Raw genomic sequence first — 15440 nt, 5'->3', positions numbered from 1 at the left:
GAACATGTTCGAAATCGTCGAACGTGTTCGAGCGGGCGCTCCGTCGTCGTTTTCCGTCTCAGCCGGTCACGTCGATCCCGTCGAGCAGGCGCTGCGCGAGTCTGGGCTCGCGCAATTGCTCCAGCCACCATTGCAGCGCGCGGCCGTCGCGATCGCCGTGCCACGCGACATACAGCACGTTCGGTTCGCGCGGGTTGGCCGTCTGTTTCTCGACGAGCTCGCCGCGCTCGAGCAGCGACGCCACGCGCCGGCGCGGCACCCAGCCGACGCCGAGTGCGTCGCGCTGCGCGAGAATCTTCGCGCGCATCGACGGCACCGCGAGCACGGCCTGCCCGCCGAGCAGGCCATACGCGCGGCCGGCCGCGCGCCGCGACGAATCGGCGACGACGACCGCGCGATGCGCGCCGATCGCGTCGCGCGTCAGCACGTCGCTCACGGATGCAAGCGGATGGCGCGGCGACACCGCGAACACCCACTCCATCGCGCCCAGTTCGAACCATTTGAAGCCGGGGATTGCCGGCGGCTCGTTGGTTGCGCCGACGACCAGATCCGCACGACCGTCGCGCAGCGCTTCCCAGGTACCGCCGAGCACTTCGTGCGTGAAGCGCAGCGACACGCCCGAATCGAGCGCGTCGAACGCGCGGATGACCGGCAGCAGCGTGTCGAACTCCAGCACCTCGTCGCTGACGATCCACAGCCGGTCCTCCCAGCCGCTCGCGACCTGCCGCACGCGCTGCGTCAGCCGCGCGACGTCCAGCGCCAGCCGCGCCGCTTCGTCGGCCAGCAGTTGTCCGGCCGGCGTGAGCTGCAGCCGATAGCCGCGCCGGTCGAACAGCAGCGCGTCGAAACGCGTTTCGAGCTGGCGCGCCGCGTGCGACACGGTCGACGGCGCCTTGCCGAGCCGCGCGGCGGCGCGCGACAGGCTACCGGTGGCGCGGATCGCGTCGAGCAGCGCAAGTTCGTCTTCGGACAGCATGGGGGCACTCCGGTTCGGGGTGAGTCTGGGATTGTCGTGGCTCCCGTGGATCGTAAGGCAACGGCGGGAGGCGGTCCAATCGGACGGCGTTCGATGCGGCGGATGGGCGGATGGGTGTCGGGCGCAACATCCTGCCAACCCGAGTCCGCGCGCCGGCGGCATACTGGCGGTACACCGATTCCGGCAAATCAGCATCAATCGAGGTAACCACTGCGATGGACATCGCGATCCGCATCGAAGGCCGTCACGACCTGACGGGGCAAATCTTCCGGCAACTGCGCACCGCGATCGTCGACGGGCGCCTGGCAGGCGGCGCGCGGCTGCCGTCGACGCGCGATCTCGCGAAGCAGCTCGGCGTATCGCGCAAGACGACGCTCGACGCGTTCGAGCGTCTCGTCGCCGAGGGCTACCTGAATACGCGTGCGGGCGACGGCACGTTCGTCGCCGACGGCCTCGCGCGCGTGCCGCACGCCGCGGCCATGCCGACGCCGTCGCTCGTCGAGGACACGCCGCGCATCGACGCGGTCGACGCACGCGCGCTGTGGAACGACCTCCCCGACGCGCTCGCGATGCCCGCGCCGAAAGACTCGCCCGGCTTCGACTTCCGCGGCGGCGTGACCGACAAGACGCTGTTCCCGTTCGATGCATGGCGGCGCTGCCTGCTTCACGCGCTGCGCCAGCAGGCACGCGGCCCCGGCCAGTACCACGACCCGGCCGGCGATCCGCAGTTGCGCGGCGCGATCGCACGCTATGTCGCGTTCAGCCGCGCGGTCGCGTGCAGCTGGGACGACGTGCTGGTCACGCAAGGCGCACAGCAGGCGCTCGACCTGCTCGCGCGCGTCGTCGTGCGGCCCGGCGACGTGGTCGCGGTCGAGGACCCCGGCTATCCGCCGGCACGCGCCGCGTTCGCGTCGCTCGGCGCGACGGTGATCGGCGTGCCGGTCGATGCGCACGGCCTCGTCACGGAACGGCTGCCCGCCGAAGCGCGGCTCGTCTACGTGACGCCGTCGCACCAGTTCCCGCTCGGGATGCCGATGACGCTGGAGCGGCGCATCGCGCTGCTCGAATGGGCACAGCGCCGCCGCGCGGTGATCATCGAGGACGACTACGACGGCGAGTTCCGCTTCGAAGGCCGGCCCGTGGAATCGCTGAAGAGCCTCGACCGCACGGGCCTCGTCGCGTACGTCGGCACGTTCTCGAAGACGATCTTTCCCGAACTGCGGATCGGCTACGCGATTCCGCCGCGCGCGCTGCGCGGCGCGCTCACGAAGGCGAAGCAGATCGTCGACTGGCACACCTGCACGCTGACGCAGGCGGCGCTCGCGCGCTTCATGCTCGAAGGCGATTTCGCGCGGCACCTGAAGCGCGTGCAGAAACATTACGACGCGCGCCGCAAGATGCTGATCGCGCATCTGCGCGGCGAGCTCGCGCCGTGGTTCGACGCGATCGTGCCGACCGCCGGCATCCACCTCGCGGCATACCTGAAGCCGGGGCCCGATGAAGCGGCGCTGGTGCGCGCGGCGCGCGAGCAGGACATCGGCCTGTACGGGATCTCTGCGTTCCATGTCGGCGTGCCGGTCCGTGCGGGGCTGCTGTTCGGCTATGGCGGGATCGACACGCTGCGCATCGACACGGCGCTCGCGCAACTGGCCGGGCTGCTGGATTCGGGCCGTGTCGGCCGCCCGGCACTGGTTACCTGAATTTCCACAGAATTGGCTATTCAAGCAGGCCAATTCGGATCTTAAAGTGGGTCCTGTCGCGCCGCCGTGCGCACCAACCGAAAAAGGACCTGCCATGCAACCGCGCCTGAACTTCTATACCGCCAGCCCGAATGCGATCAAGGTGATGCGCAACGCCGAGGACTTCATCGCGAAGAGCTCGATCGAGAAGCCGCTCGCCGAACTCGTCCGCCTGCGCGCATCGCAGATCAACGGCTGCGCGTTCTGCGTCGACATGCACACGACCGACGCGCGCAAGGGCGGCGAAACCGACCGCCGTCTCGCGACCGTCGTCACGTGGCGCGAAACGCCGTTTTTCACCGAGCGCGAACGCGCGGCGCTGGAATGGACCGAGGCGCTGACGCTAGTGGCCGGCAATCACGTGCCCGACGCCGTCTGGGAAGCCGTGAAGCCGCACTTCAGCGACGAGGAGCTGTTCGACCTGTCGATGCTGATCGCGACGATCAACACATGGAACCGCTTCGCGATCGCGTTCCGCAAGATGCCCGAGTAAGGAGACGACGATGATCCGCTCCACGCTCCAGCGAGCCGCCCTGTGCGCGGGGCTCGCGCTCGGCGCCGCGCTGCCGGCCGCCGCCCATGCGCACGACGCCGGCGACAACGTGCACGCGATCATGCAGCAGGCGGTGCCCGAAGCGCCGGGCAAGCTCGCCGTCGTCGCGACCGTCGACTATGCGCCCGGCCAGGCTTCCGACGCGCACCGGCACCTCGGCTCGGTGTTCGCGGTCGTGTCGAAAGGCGAAGTGCTGTCGCAGGTGAACGGCGGCCCGCTGCATCGCTACCGCGCCGGCGAAGGCTGGTACGAGGCGCCCGGCTCGCGCCACCAGGTGTCGCGCAACGCGAGTGCGACCGAGCCCGCGCAGCTCGTCGTGTTCGGGCTGACCGGCGAACACGCGCCGCTGAAGTCGCCGATCGATCAGTGACGACGTTTCGGGGGTGCGTGCCGTGTGCGGTCCGTGCCTCCGTTTCTCGACCGGTTTTCCCGCCGGTTCCGTGCGGTTTCGCCGACGCCTTTCGCCCCCCTCCGCCGTTCCCCATTAGCCGCTCCCTACACTCCGCCGCCGGCACACTGCCCTCGGCCGCGCGCGCCGCTTTCCCGCGCGTCCGCGCCGCCATTCGACGCGCGTCTGATCTCGATCAACGCCGGCGAAAACCCTTCCTTGAAATTAACTAACTCATCAATTAGCGTCGTCTGCATGAACGCGAAATCCACCGTCGCCAGGCCGCGCGGGCGCCGCCCGTCGGTGGACGATTTCGACCTGCGCGACCACATGCTCGACGTCGCGATGCAGTTGTTCGCCGAGCACGGCATCGCCGCGACGACGGTCGCGCAGATCGCCGCCGCCGCCGGCGTCACGTCCGCGATGGTCCACTACTACTTCACGAACCGCGAGCAATTGCTCGACGCGATCGTCGAGGAGCGGCTCGCGCAGGTCATCGCGTTCGTGTGGCGGCCGACCGAGCCGCAGATCGAGAACGATCCGTTCGCGCTCGTCGCCGAACTCGTCGACCGCTTCTTCGACGTCACGCATCGCATGCCGTGGCTGCCGTCGATCTGGCTGCGCGAGATCGTCCATGAAGGCGGGCTGCTGCGCGAACGGATGCTGCGGCGCATTCCGCTCGAGCATGTCGGGCGTTTCGCCGAACGCATCCGCGCCGCGCAGCACGTCGGTGCGCTGAACCCTGCGCTGGAACCCGCGTTCCTGTTCCATTCGATCATCGCGCTCGTGATGCTGCCGCTTGCGACCGCGAAGCTGTGGCAAAGCGCGCGCGGCCTGCCGCCGATCGATCGCGACGTGCTGCACCGGCATGTCCGCGCGCTGCTCGGTTCCGGCCTGCGGCCGCCGGCCGCCACGCCGCGTGCGCGGACGCGCTCGCCGCGGAGGCCGTCGTGAACGCGGCCCGCGCGCTGCCGTTTGCGCTCGCCGCCTTCGCGCTGCTCGCCGGTTGCGGACGATCGACGGACAACGGCACGACTTACCAGGGTTATGTCGAAGGCGAATTCGTGTACCTGTCGTCATCGCAATCGGGCACGCTGACGCAATTGTCGGTCGCACGCGGCCAGGCCGTCGCCGCCGGCACGCCCGCGTTCTCGCTCGAAGCCGCGAACGAAACGGCCGCGCTGCTGCAGGCACGGCATCAGCTCGCCGCGGCACGCGCGCAGCTCGCCGACCTGCAGACCGGCAAGCGCCCGCCGGAAGTGGCAGTCACGCAGGCGCAACTCGCGCAGGCCACCGCGCAGGCCGCACGGGCCGCCGCGCAACTCGCGCGCGACGAACGCCAGTACGCGGCCGGCGGCCTGTCGAAGCAGCAGCTCGACGATTCGCGCACGTCCGCGCAAACCACTGCCGCGCAGATGCGCGAACTGCAGAAGCAGGTCGATGTCGCGCGCCTGCCGGGCCGCGCGCAGCAGGTCGCCGCGCAGGCCGCGCAAGTCGACGCCGCGCAAGCCGCGGTCGCCGAAGCGCAATGGAAGCTCGACCAGAAGCGCGTCGCGGCACCCGCCGCCGGGCGCGTGTACGACACGCTGTACCGCGTCGGCGAATGGGTGCAGGCCGGCAATCCGGTCGTGCAGATGCTGCCGCCGCAGAACCTGAAGGTGCGCTTCTTCGTGCCGGAAGCCGCCATCGCATCGCTCGCACCGGGGCGCGCGGTCGCGATCCGCTGCGACGGCTGCGCGGCCGACCTGCCCGCACGCATCACCTATGTGTCGAGCGAGGCCGAATACACGCCGCCCGTGATCTACAGCAACGAGAGCCGGACCAAGCTCGTGTTCATGATCGAGGCGCGCCCCGCCGTCGCGGACGCGCCGGCGCTGCATCCGGGCCAGCCGGTCGCCGTGAGGGTGCAATGAACGCGCCGGCCGCTCCGTATGCGATCGACGTCGATCGCCTGAACAAGCGCTTCGGCGACAAGCATGTCGTGAAGGACGTCTCGCTGCGCGTCGCGCGCGGCGAGATCTTCGGCTTTCTCGGGCCGAACGGCAGCGGCAAGACGACCTCGATCCGGATGATGTGCGGCCTGCTCACGCCCGACTCGGGCAGCGGCACCTGCCTCGGCTACGACATCGTGCGCGACAGCGCGCAGATCAAGCGGCACGTCGGCTACATGACGCAGCGCTTCTCGTACTGGGAAGACCTGTCGATCCGCGAGAACCTCGATTTCGTCGCGCGCGTGTACGGGATGCCCGACCGCAAGGCGGCCGTCGCGCGCGCGCTCGACGGGCTCGGCCTCGCGAGCCGCGCGGACCAGCTCACGGGCGCGCTGTCGGGCGGCTGGAAACAACGCCTCGCGCTGGCCGCGTGCATGCTGCACGAACCCGAACTGCTGCTGCTCGACGAACCGACCGCCGGCGTCGATCCGGCCGCGCGCCGCGACTTCTGGGAGGAACTGCACCGGCTGGCCGCGCAAGGGATCTCGGTGCTCGTCAGCACGCACTACATGGACGAAGCCGAGCGCTGCCACAAGCTCGCCTATATCGCGTCCGGCGAACTGCTTGCGCAAGGCACGTCGGCGGAGATCATCGCGTCGCAGCACCTGTCGACCCGCACGATCACCGGCGAGCACCTGACCGAACTGTCCGCACGGCTGCGCGCGATGCCGGGCGTCGATCAAACCGTCGTGTTCGGTTCCGCGCTGCACGTGAGCGGCCGCGATCGCACCGCGCTCGACGCGACGCTCGCGCGGGTCGCGAGCGACGATACGTCGCTGCGGGTCGCGCCCATCGACACCGGGCTCGAGGACGTCTTCATCTACATGATGGGCCGCGCGTCCGGGCCGCCCGGCGGAGCATCGTCATGAACGCGTGGGCGGGCCTGCGCGAATCGTTCTCGGTCGCGCGCTGGTGGAGCATCGTGCTGAAGGAATTCCTGCAGTTGCGCCGCGACCGCGTGACGTTCGCGATGATCGTCGGCGTGCCGATCATCCAGCTCGCGCTGTTCGGCTTCGCGATCAACACCGATCCGAAACACCTGCCGACCGCGGTGATCGTCGCCGATTCGAGCCCGTTCGCGCGCAGCTTCATCGCCGCGATGCGCAATTCCGCGTACTTCGACATCGTCGAGACGCTGCCGGACGAAGCGGCCGGCCGGCATGCGCTCGCCCGCGGCGACGTGCAGTTCGTGCTGAGCGTGCCGGCCGATTTCTCGCGGCGGCTGCTGCGCGGCGAGCGTCCGTCGCTGCTCGTCGAGGCGGACGCCACCGATCCCGTCGCGACCGCATCCGCGATCGGCGCGCTGCCGGGCCTCGTGCAGCCCGTCGCGGACAAGGACCTGACGGGGCCGCTCGCGCACCTGAAGAACGGCCGCCCGGCCGCGTTCGACGTCGTGCTGCACCGGCTGTACAACCCGGAAGGCATCACGCAGTACAACGTCGTGCCGGGCCTGATGGGCGTGATCCTGACGATGACGATGGTGATGATGACGGGCCTCGCGATCACGCGCGAACGCGAGCGCGGCACGATGGAAAACCTGCTCGCGACGCCCGTGCGGCCGCTCGAGGTGATGACGGGCAAGATCGTCCCGTACGTGCTGATCGGGCTGATCCAGGTGTCGATCATCCTCGCCGCGGCGCGGTTCGTGTTCGTCGTGCCGTTCGTCGGCGGCGTGTTCGCGATCTACCTGTCCGCGCTGCTGTTCATCGCCGCGAACCTGACGGTCGGCATCACGCTGTCATCGCTCGCGCAGAACCAGTTGCAGGCGATGCAGCTCGCGGTGTTCTATTTCCTGCCGAACATCCTGCTGTCCGGTTTCATGTTCCCGTTCGCCGGGATGCCCAAGTGGGCGCAGTTCATCGGCAACCTGCTGCCGCTCACCTATTTCAACCGCCTCGTGCGCGGCATCCTGCTGAAAGGCAACGGCTGGGCCGACCTGTGGCCGTCCGTGTGGCCGGTCGCGCTGTTCACCGTCGTCGTGATGGGCATCGCGCTGCGCTTCTACCGGCGCACGCTCGATTAGGGGCCGCACGATGAAACCGGCTTCGCATCGCGCCACCATCGCTGCAAGCGGCGTTACGCTGGCCGCCGCTGCGCTGCTCGTCGCCGGTTGCGCGGTCGGGCCGGATTTCCGCACGCCGGACGCGCCGGCCACGCAGCAATACACGCGCGACGAGCCGCCCGTCACGACGGCGGCCGCCGGCGGCCCGGCCGGCGACGCGCAGACGTTCGCATCGGCCGCGCACACGCCGCAACGCTGGTGGACCGAGTTCGGCTCCGAACCGCTGAACCGGCTCGTCGACACCGCATGGCAAAACAGCCCGACGCTCGCCGAGGCCCGCGCGCGGCTCGACGAAGCGCGGCAGAACCATGCAGCCGAAGCCGGCGCGACGATGCTGCCGCGTGTCGACGCGAACCTGTCCGCCATGCGCGAGAAGGTCGACATCGCCGCGTTCGGGCTGCCGGGCAACGTGCCGAATCCGGGGCCGTTCACGCTGTACGACGCGTCGGTCAGCGTGTCGTACGTGCTCGACGTGTTCGGCGGCAACCGGCGCGCGCTCGAAGCGCTGCGCGCGCAGGTCGACTATCAGTCGTACACGCTCGACGCCGCGCGCCTGACGCTCGCGGGCAACGTCGTCGCCACCGCGATCCTGCGCGCGTCGCTCGCGCAGCAGGTCGCGCTCACGCAGCAACTGGTCGACGCGCAGGCGCGGCAGTCGCGCATCGTCGAAGCGCGCTTCGCGGCGGGCGGCGTGTCGCAGGCCGACGTGCATGCGCAGCGCGCACTGCTCGCACAGACGCAGGCATCGCTGCCGCCGCTCGCGGCCCGCCTCGCGCAGGCCGGCCACCGGCTCGCGATCCTGCTCGGCGCGCCGCCGTCCAGCGCGATGCTGCCCGACCTCACGCTCGATGCACTCGTGCTGCCGCGGACACTGCCCGTCACGCTGCCGTCGACGCTCGCGCGCGAACGGCCCGACATCCGCGCAGCGGAAGCCATGCTGCATCAGGCGAGCGCGAACGTCGGCGTGGCCACCGCGAACCTGTATCCGCGTTTTTCGATTTCGGCGGGAATCGGCTCGGAACGCACGCGCATCGCGGATATCGTGAGGGGGTTGAATGTATGGAACGTCGGCCTTGGTCTTGCGCAGCCACTCTTTCACGGCGGCGAGCTGCGCGCGAAGAAACGCGCGGCCGAAGCGGCGTACGACGCCGCGTTCGCGAGCTATCGGGAAACCGTGCTGCAGGCGCTTCAGCAGGTAGCCGACGCGATGCGCGCGGTCGAGCACGACGCGGCCGAGCTGCAGGCGCGGGACACGGCCGCGCAGGAAGCGGCGGCACGCAACGCGATTGCCGGCGGCCGTTACGCGGCGGGCGGGATCAGCACGTTCGACCTGCTCGACGCGCAGCGGCAGACGTTGCAGACGACGCTCGACCGTACCCGCGCGCAGGCCGATCGGCTTGCCGATACGGCGGCGCTGTTCCAGGCGCTGGCGGGGAGCTGGGTGGATGATGCCGCGAAGTGACCGGCAGGATGGCGTTGGCACCGGCCGGACACCGCCGGTCTGCACGCCATGCACCGCGTGAGCGGCGTGCTTGTCGGGCTCGGCTTCCGTCGCCGCCCGCTTCCGTTCGATGCCCGCCGATGACTGAACCCGCAATACGCTACGCGCAACGCGTAACATAAATAAAAAACCGGCCCGAAGGCCGGTTTTTTTCATACCGCATGCCGTGAGCGGCGCTCGCGCGCCGCGCGACATCAGAAGCGGTGGATCAGGCCGACGCCGGCGCCGATCTGGTTCTGCTTCGAACCCGCGCCCACGCCGTCGCCGATCGACGTCGTTGCGTTAACGATGCCGCCGGTAAGGCCGCTGATCGTGTTGCCGCTAGCGTGCTGCCAAGCCTCAACCGCGTACAGACCCGTGCGCTTCGACAGGCTGTAGTACTGCGACAGCGTGACCTGGTGGTACTTGGCCGAGCTCGAAACACCGTTCGACTGCGTTGCCGCCGTGTACGAGTAGCCTGCCGCGAAGTCCCACTGCGGCGATGCCTTCCAGTGCAGCACGGCGCCAGCCGTGTTGAAGATCGCCGTGTTGCGGAATGCCGACAGCGTGCCCGGGATGTACTGGACGTTCGAGTACGACACCGAGATGTCCCACGCCGGCGTGAACTGGTAACCGGCCGTCACGGCGAGACGCTGTTGCGACTGTGCCGTCTTGTAGCCGCCGTTGATCGACGACACGGCCTGCTCCGCACCGTTGCCGGCCGAATCCAGACCGTTTTGTGCCGTCGAGTTCGCGCCCCACACGCCGCCGCCGAGCGTCGCGTTGTTGATGCGCTGATAGCCGACTGCGATGCCTGCCGGGCCGTTCAGGTACTGGACTGCCGCGCTCCAGGTCGAGCCGCGGTTGAAGCTGCCTGCCACGCCGCCGAGCGAGTACGAACCGCCGACCGTGAAGCCGTAGAACTTCGGCGACATGTAGACGAGCGAGTTGTTCGCGCGGTAGCTGGTATCCAGCGAGTCGATATCGCCCGGGTGCGCGCCGTAATAACCGGTCAGCCAGGTCGTCGGGCTATACGGCGACAGCAGCGTGTAGTACGCGGTGTACTGGCGGCCGGCCGTCAGCGTACCGTACGTTGCGTTGGTCAGACCAACCCACGCCTGGCGCGTGAAGATGCCGTTCGTCCACTGCGACGAACCGTTGTTCGCGTTGAAGCCGGCTTCCAACTGGAAAATCGCCTTCGTGCCGCCGCCGAGATCTTCGCTGCCCTTCAGGCCGAAGCGGCTGCCTGCCCAAATGCCGGTGGCCATCTGCACCTTCGAGTGACCACCCGAGACCGCGCTGGTCGCCGACGAGTTGTTCTGGTAAGCGATGGCGTTATCGACGATACCGTACAGGGTCACGCTGCTCTGGGCGTGGGCGGCGGTAGCGGCTGCAAGGCCCGCTGCCGTCATGGCGAAAGCGACGCGCTTTTTCATTGATTCTCCGTCCTCAAAGAATGATTTCTTTTCTGGTGTGGTTTTATGACTGACACATGTGCGAGTACATGCCGGCGCAATTCTGACGGATTACCGATTATTTCCCAACACGCGCAGTCGGTCATCGTATGATCGACGCAACGCGCGGGTTCACCAAGCAGTTACATAACACCTGAAAACGCTTACGCGGCGGGCATTCCCGGCATTTCCCGGTGAAAACCCTAGCTTTACATTTTTACGGGTGCAACGCGACCGCCTCATGTCGTCAGACGCCTTCGGCAAAAAATCGTCTTACAAATGCGCGATCGCAGCTGACGCCGCGATTCACGCCGCCGCGCAGGATCGCTGACGTTCATGACACCCACATTTCGCGAAACGAAATCATGAAAACGTTTCAGTCCGCGCGCGGGAGATCGGACGGGAGCGGCCCGGCGAACGCGGGCCGAAGGACGATGCCGGCGCGGCGCGCCGGCGACATTCAACGCGATGCCGGCGCGACGAGCCGCGCGTTCACCGCATCGGCGAGCGCGGTCATCCGCGCACGGATCGCCGTGTTCGAGCCGACCAGCGCGAGCGACGACGCCATGATCCGGTAGATACGTTTTCTCGGCACCTTGGCCGGCTTCGCCGGGGCGAGCCACGCATCGTGGCCGGCCAGCAGTTCGAGCGTTTCGAGGCCGATCATGATCGGCCACAGGCATGCGAGCCGCAGCCGCACGAAGCGGCGCGGAATCGCGAGCGTATACAGGCATGCATCGCGATACTGGTCGAGCGCGATGCGCAGCAGGTCGACCAGCACGCCGCGCGCGCGCGCCGACGCGTCGGGCTGCATCAGGTCGGCGACGCCGAGCCCGTGCGTGCGCAGCACGTCGTCGGGCAGGTAGCAGCGGCCGATGCGCAGGTCCTTCGCGCAGTCGCGCAGGATGTTGGTCATCTGCAGCGCCTTGCCGAAACGGATGCCCTTCTCGCGCATGCCCGGCAAATCCCAGCCGCGCGCGGCACGCGTGTGCGCGCCCGTCATGTCGGTCCAGAACTCGCCCACGCAGCCCGCGACGAGGTACGTGTAGCGATCGAGCATGTCGCGCGTCGGCAGCGACGCGACCTGCCCCGACTGCTCGTCCGGGAACGTGCGCAGATCGAATTCCATGCCTGACGTCAGCGTCGCGACGACCTTGCGGATCGACGCCCGGTCGGCGTCCGGCTGCGCGCGCAGCAGCGCGAGCATCGGCTCCATCGAGCCGAGCAGCACGTGCTCGTGCGAATCCGTCTGCATCCGCGTCACGTCGTCGAGCGAACGCGACAGCGCCGCGCCGTCGCCGAGCCGCTCGATCTCGTCGCGCAGGTCGGTCAGCAACGCGGCCCGGCGATCGGGCGCGACGAGCGCGGTGTCGGCGATCGTGTCGGCCGCGCGCGCGAGCAGATACGCGAGCCCGACCGGGTCGCGCATGCCGTCGGGCAGCACGCGCAGCGTCAGGTAGAAGGAGCGGGAAACGTTCTTCAGCAGGTCGCCGAGCAGGTAGGCGGAATCGGTTCGGGTCGTCATGGGTCGGGAAAAATCGGCCGGCGCGGGCCCCGGACGCACACGGGCGCCGGGCGCCCGCGCCGGCTCGCGAGTCGCCGCATCGTCGCGCCGCGCGGGCGTCGGCCCGGGCGCTGCGATGCAAAATTCCCGCAAGTTTAGTGCATCCGGCGCAAGGCCTGCCCAAGACGGCCGGAATGCGGCACGCACATCGATGCCGCGCCGCTCCCCGCCGCCGTCATCGCAGCCCCGAACAAAACGGAAAGGCAGAAGTAATACATATGTAATTATTCGATGCGACGATCGCGTCCCGTTCGATCCCATACGACGCGGCACGACAGCCGCGCCGGCGGAGCGAGCACCCTTTCCCGTTTTTTCCGACTCCCGTTTCGAAGGTTCATCGACATGTTCTTCACGCGCCCGAGCGCCCTGCGCTACGTCCCGTTCGCCTGTGCCGCAGCCTTCCTGCTCGCTGCGTGCGGCGGCGACGACAACCTGACGTCCGATCCCACGCAGCCGATTTCCGCGAAGGTCCAGGTGGTCGGCCATCGCGGCGCGAGCGCGCTGCGCCCCGAACACACGCTCGCGTCGTACCGCAAGGCGATCGAAGACGGCGCGGACGTCATCGAGCCCGACCTCGTGTCGACGCGCGACGGCGTGCTCGTCGCGCGCCACGAGAACGAAATCTCGGGCACGACGAACGTGTCGGCGCTGCCGCAGTTCGCGAGCCGCAAGGCGACCAAGACGATCGACGGCGCTCAATTGACTGGCTGGTTCACCGAGGATTTCACGCTCGCCGAGTTGAAGACGCTGCGTGCGCGCGAGCGCATTCCGCAGATCCGCCCCGCGAACACCGCATACAACGACCAGTTCGAGATTCCGACCTTCGACGAGATCGTCGCGCTCGCGAAGCAGATGTCCGCGCAGACCGGCCGCACGATTCACCTGTATCCGGAAACCAAGCATCCGACCTACTTCCAGTCGATCGACCTGCCGCTCGAGGATCGCCTCGTCGACGCGCTGCTGAAGGATTCGTACACGTCGCGCACGGCGACCGTCTACATCCAGTCGTTCGAGGTCGCGAACCTGAAGACGATCCGCAACCGGATCAAGTCGAGCCAGCCCAACTGGAAGCTCGTGCAGCTGATGGACGAAGCCGGCCAGCGCCCGTACGACTTCGTGAAGGCGAACGACAAGCGCACCTACGGCGACCTGTCGACGCGCGACGGCATGCGCGAGATCGCGACCTATGCGAACGGCGTCGGCCCGTACAAGACGTCGATCATCGCGGTCGCCGCGGACGGCACGCTGCAGCAGCCGACGCCGTACGTGCGCTATGCACATGAGGCCGGCCTCGTCGTGCATCCGTACACGTTCCGCCCGGAGAACAACTTCCTGCCCGCGTCGCTGAAGGACGGCGGCACGCCGGCCACGCGCAACACGGCCGGCTCGGTGCGCGAGATCCAGGCCTACCTGCGCGCGGGCATCGACGGCTTCTTCACCGACGATCCGGCAGTCGGCCGCACGGCTGTCGATACGTTCAAGCGCTGAATGCACGGGACGTGCGGAGCCAGGCGCGGCGCACTGCGTGCCGCTGCGCCCGGTTCCGCCGCAGCGGTCAGATCACGCTGAAGTGGTGCGTGCCGTCGCGCTTCAACTGGTCGACCAGCCCGTATTCCCAGTCGAGATACGCCTGCATCGCGGCAGCCGCATTGTCGGTGCCCTCGTATGGGCGCCGGTAGCGGTCGACGCGCGGCGACGCGAGCCGCGTCTCGCCGCTTTCGAGCGGCAATCCGGCATCGATCCAGGCGGCCGTGCCGCCGGTCAGCACCAAGATGTCGGCCGATGCCGGCAGCAGCGCGCGCGCGTCGTCCGCCGCGAACCGCGCGAGCAGGCTCGATCCGCACGTGAATACGTAGCGCTTCGCGGGCGGAATCGCCGCGAGCGCGTCGCGCAACTGCGCGCGCACGACGAACCAGGCGCCCGGAATATGGCGCTTCACGTAGTTCGCGCTGGCCGTCACGTCGACGATCGCCAGTTCGCCGGGCGCGGCTTCCTTCAACCAGCCCGCGAGCGTCGCGGGCGACACGTCGGTCGCGGGCGGCGGCGCCGGCACGTCGCGCGGCGGCTGGCCGCGCTCGCCGAACGCCGCCGCGCCGGCCGGTTCGACCACGCGCACATCCCAGCCCATCTGTGCGAGCCACGACGCGGTCATGTCCGCGCGCACACCGTCGTCGGCGGCGAGCACGATCCGCGCGCCGCGCACGGCCGCGTGATGGTCGGTCTCCTGCACGAGCTGGCCGCCCGGCGTGCCCAGGAAGCCCGGCAGGTGGCCGGCTTCGTATTCCTCCGGCGTGCGCACGTCGAAGCGGTACAGCGTGCGGCCCGGCTCGTCGAGCGCGGCGACGTCCGCGAGCGCGATGCGCGGCACGCCGGCGCGTTCGGCCACCGCGCGTGCAGCCTGGCGAGCCTCGGCGCGCTGCGTCGCGTCGATCTCGTCCGGAAAGCGTCGCGCCGCGCCGCGCTCGAGCGTCTGGCCGGCGAGCGTCCAGCCGATCGTGCCGTTGCGCAGTGCCGCGACCGGGTTCGGCAGCCCCGCGTTGACCAGCGACTGCGTGCCGATGATGCTGCGCGTGCGGCCCGCGCAGTTGACGACCACCTGCGTGTGCGGATTCGGCGCGAGCGCGCGCACGCGCAGCACGAGTTCCGCGCCCGGCACGCTCGTCGAGGTCGGGATGTTCATCGTCTGGTATTCGTCGAAACGGCGCGCGTCGACGATCACGACATCGGCCTTCGCGTCGATCAGCGCCCGCACTTCCTGCGCGGACAGCGACGGCGTATGCCGCTCGGCCTCGACCCATTCGCCGAACGACTTGCTCGGCACGTTCACGTCGATGAACAGTTCGCCGCCCGCGGCCAGCCAACCCGCGAGGCCGCCGTCGAGCAGCCGCACGTCGGTATAGCCGAGCTGCGCGAGCTTCGCGGCCGCGCGCGGCGCGAGATCCTCGCCGCCCGCTTCGCCGAACACGACGATCGGCGTGTCGCGGCGCGGAATCCGCGTCCACGCGTCGAGTTCGAGTTTCGACAGCGGAAAGTTGGCGGCCCACAGCGGGTGGCCCTGCGCGTACGGATCTTCCTCGCGTACGTCGATCAGCGCGAGCTCGTCGCGGGCAAGCAGGCGCGTGCGTACATCCTGGTACGACGCGACGGGAAAGCGGAAGGTGGAATCGGCGGATTGCGTCACGGTGTCTCTGTCGGATTCTGTTGAAGTCGGTGAAGAAAGCGAAACGGATGAA

The 15440-nt window shown here is 68.9% G+C and carries 13 protein-coding genes; 9 read left to right on the top strand and 4 right to left on the bottom strand.

Annotated elements, in window-relative coordinates; all coding sequences use genetic code 11:
• Nucleotides 1-58 precede the first annotated feature (58 nt).
• Nucleotides 59-976, bottom strand: a complete 918-nt coding sequence (locus ACNQQL_RS02230; RefSeq protein WP_347063051.1) for a LysR family transcriptional regulator — start codon at nt 974-976, stop codon at nt 59-61.
• 215 nt (nt 977-1191) lie between these two features.
• Between ACNQQL_RS02230 and ACNQQL_RS02225 the strand changes: the two genes are divergently transcribed.
• From ACNQQL_RS02225 to ACNQQL_RS02190, 8 genes are all read left to right on the top strand, one after another.
• Nucleotides 1192-2676 carry a PLP-dependent aminotransferase family protein gene (locus ACNQQL_RS02225; RefSeq protein WP_347063050.1) on the top strand — a complete coding sequence of 495 codons (1485 nt, stop codon included), beginning with the start codon at nt 1192-1194 and terminating at the stop codon, nt 2674-2676.
• A gap of 94 nt (nt 2677-2770) precedes the next feature.
• Nucleotides 2771-3208 (top strand): carboxymuconolactone decarboxylase family protein, encoded by a 438-nt coding sequence (locus tag ACNQQL_RS02220; protein ID WP_072436697.1) that lies wholly within the window; start codon nt 2771-2773, stop codon nt 3206-3208.
• A gap of 10 nt (nt 3209-3218) precedes the next feature.
• Nucleotides 3219-3638: a cupin domain-containing protein gene (locus ACNQQL_RS02215; RefSeq protein ID WP_347063049.1), complete on the top strand. Its 420-nt coding sequence runs from the start codon at nt 3219-3221 to the stop codon at nt 3636-3638.
• Nucleotides 3639-3911: 273 nt separating this feature from the next.
• Complete coding sequence (locus ACNQQL_RS02210; protein ID WP_347063048.1) at nt 3912-4610, top strand: TetR/AcrR family transcriptional regulator; 699 nt, start codon at nt 3912-3914, stop codon at nt 4608-4610.
• Entirely contained in the window at nt 4607-5569 is a 963-nt protein-coding gene (locus tag ACNQQL_RS02205; RefSeq protein ID WP_347063047.1) for an HlyD family secretion protein, read from the top strand. The genes ACNQQL_RS02210 and ACNQQL_RS02205 overlap by 4 nt, the downstream gene beginning before the upstream one ends.
• Nucleotides 5566-6516 (top strand): ABC transporter ATP-binding protein, encoded by a 951-nt coding sequence (locus ACNQQL_RS02200; protein WP_347063046.1) that lies wholly within the window; start codon nt 5566-5568, stop codon nt 6514-6516. Before ACNQQL_RS02205 ends, ACNQQL_RS02200 begins: the two co-directional genes overlap by 4 nt.
• Complete coding sequence (locus tag ACNQQL_RS02195; protein ID WP_347063045.1) at nt 6513-7670, top strand: ABC transporter permease; 1158 nt, start codon at nt 6513-6515, stop codon at nt 7668-7670. Before ACNQQL_RS02200 ends, ACNQQL_RS02195 begins: the two co-directional genes overlap by 4 nt.
• A gap of 10 nt (nt 7671-7680) precedes the next feature.
• Nucleotides 7681-9171, top strand: coding sequence for an efflux transporter outer membrane subunit (locus ACNQQL_RS02190; RefSeq protein WP_347063044.1), 1491 nt, complete (start codon nt 7681-7683; stop codon nt 9169-9171).
• A 233-nt stretch (nt 9172-9404) separates the two neighbouring features.
• Here the strand turns inward: ACNQQL_RS02190 and ACNQQL_RS02185 are convergent, their stop codons facing one another.
• A complete protein-coding gene (locus tag ACNQQL_RS02185; RefSeq protein WP_347063043.1) occupies nt 9405-10625 on the bottom strand; it encodes a porin in 1221 nt (406 codons plus the stop codon).
• 478 nt (nt 10626-11103) lie between these two features.
• Nucleotides 11104-12168 (bottom strand): phytoene/squalene synthase family protein, encoded by a 1065-nt coding sequence (locus ACNQQL_RS02180; protein ID WP_204422830.1) that lies wholly within the window; start codon nt 12166-12168, stop codon nt 11104-11106.
• Nucleotides 12169-12549: 381 nt separating this feature from the next.
• On the opposite strand from ACNQQL_RS02180, the gene ACNQQL_RS02175 reads away from it, so the two are divergent.
• Complete coding sequence (locus tag ACNQQL_RS02175; protein WP_347063042.1) at nt 12550-13695, top strand: glycerophosphodiester phosphodiesterase; 1146 nt, start codon at nt 12550-12552, stop codon at nt 13693-13695.
• Between the two features lie 67 nt (nt 13696-13762).
• Here ACNQQL_RS02175 and ACNQQL_RS02170 read toward each other — a convergent pair whose 3' ends face one another.
• Nucleotides 13763-15388, bottom strand: coding sequence for a rhodanese-related sulfurtransferase (locus ACNQQL_RS02170; protein ID WP_347063041.1), 1626 nt, complete (start codon nt 15386-15388; stop codon nt 13763-13765).
• Nucleotides 15389-15440 lie beyond the last annotated feature (52 nt).

It is taken from the genome of Burkholderia sp. LFS061 (assembly GCF_047978125.1).
Taxonomy (GTDB): domain Bacteria; phylum Pseudomonadota; class Gammaproteobacteria; order Burkholderiales; family Burkholderiaceae; genus Burkholderia; species Burkholderia pyrrocinia_C.
This window is presented reverse-complemented; position numbering and strand designations above follow the sequence as displayed.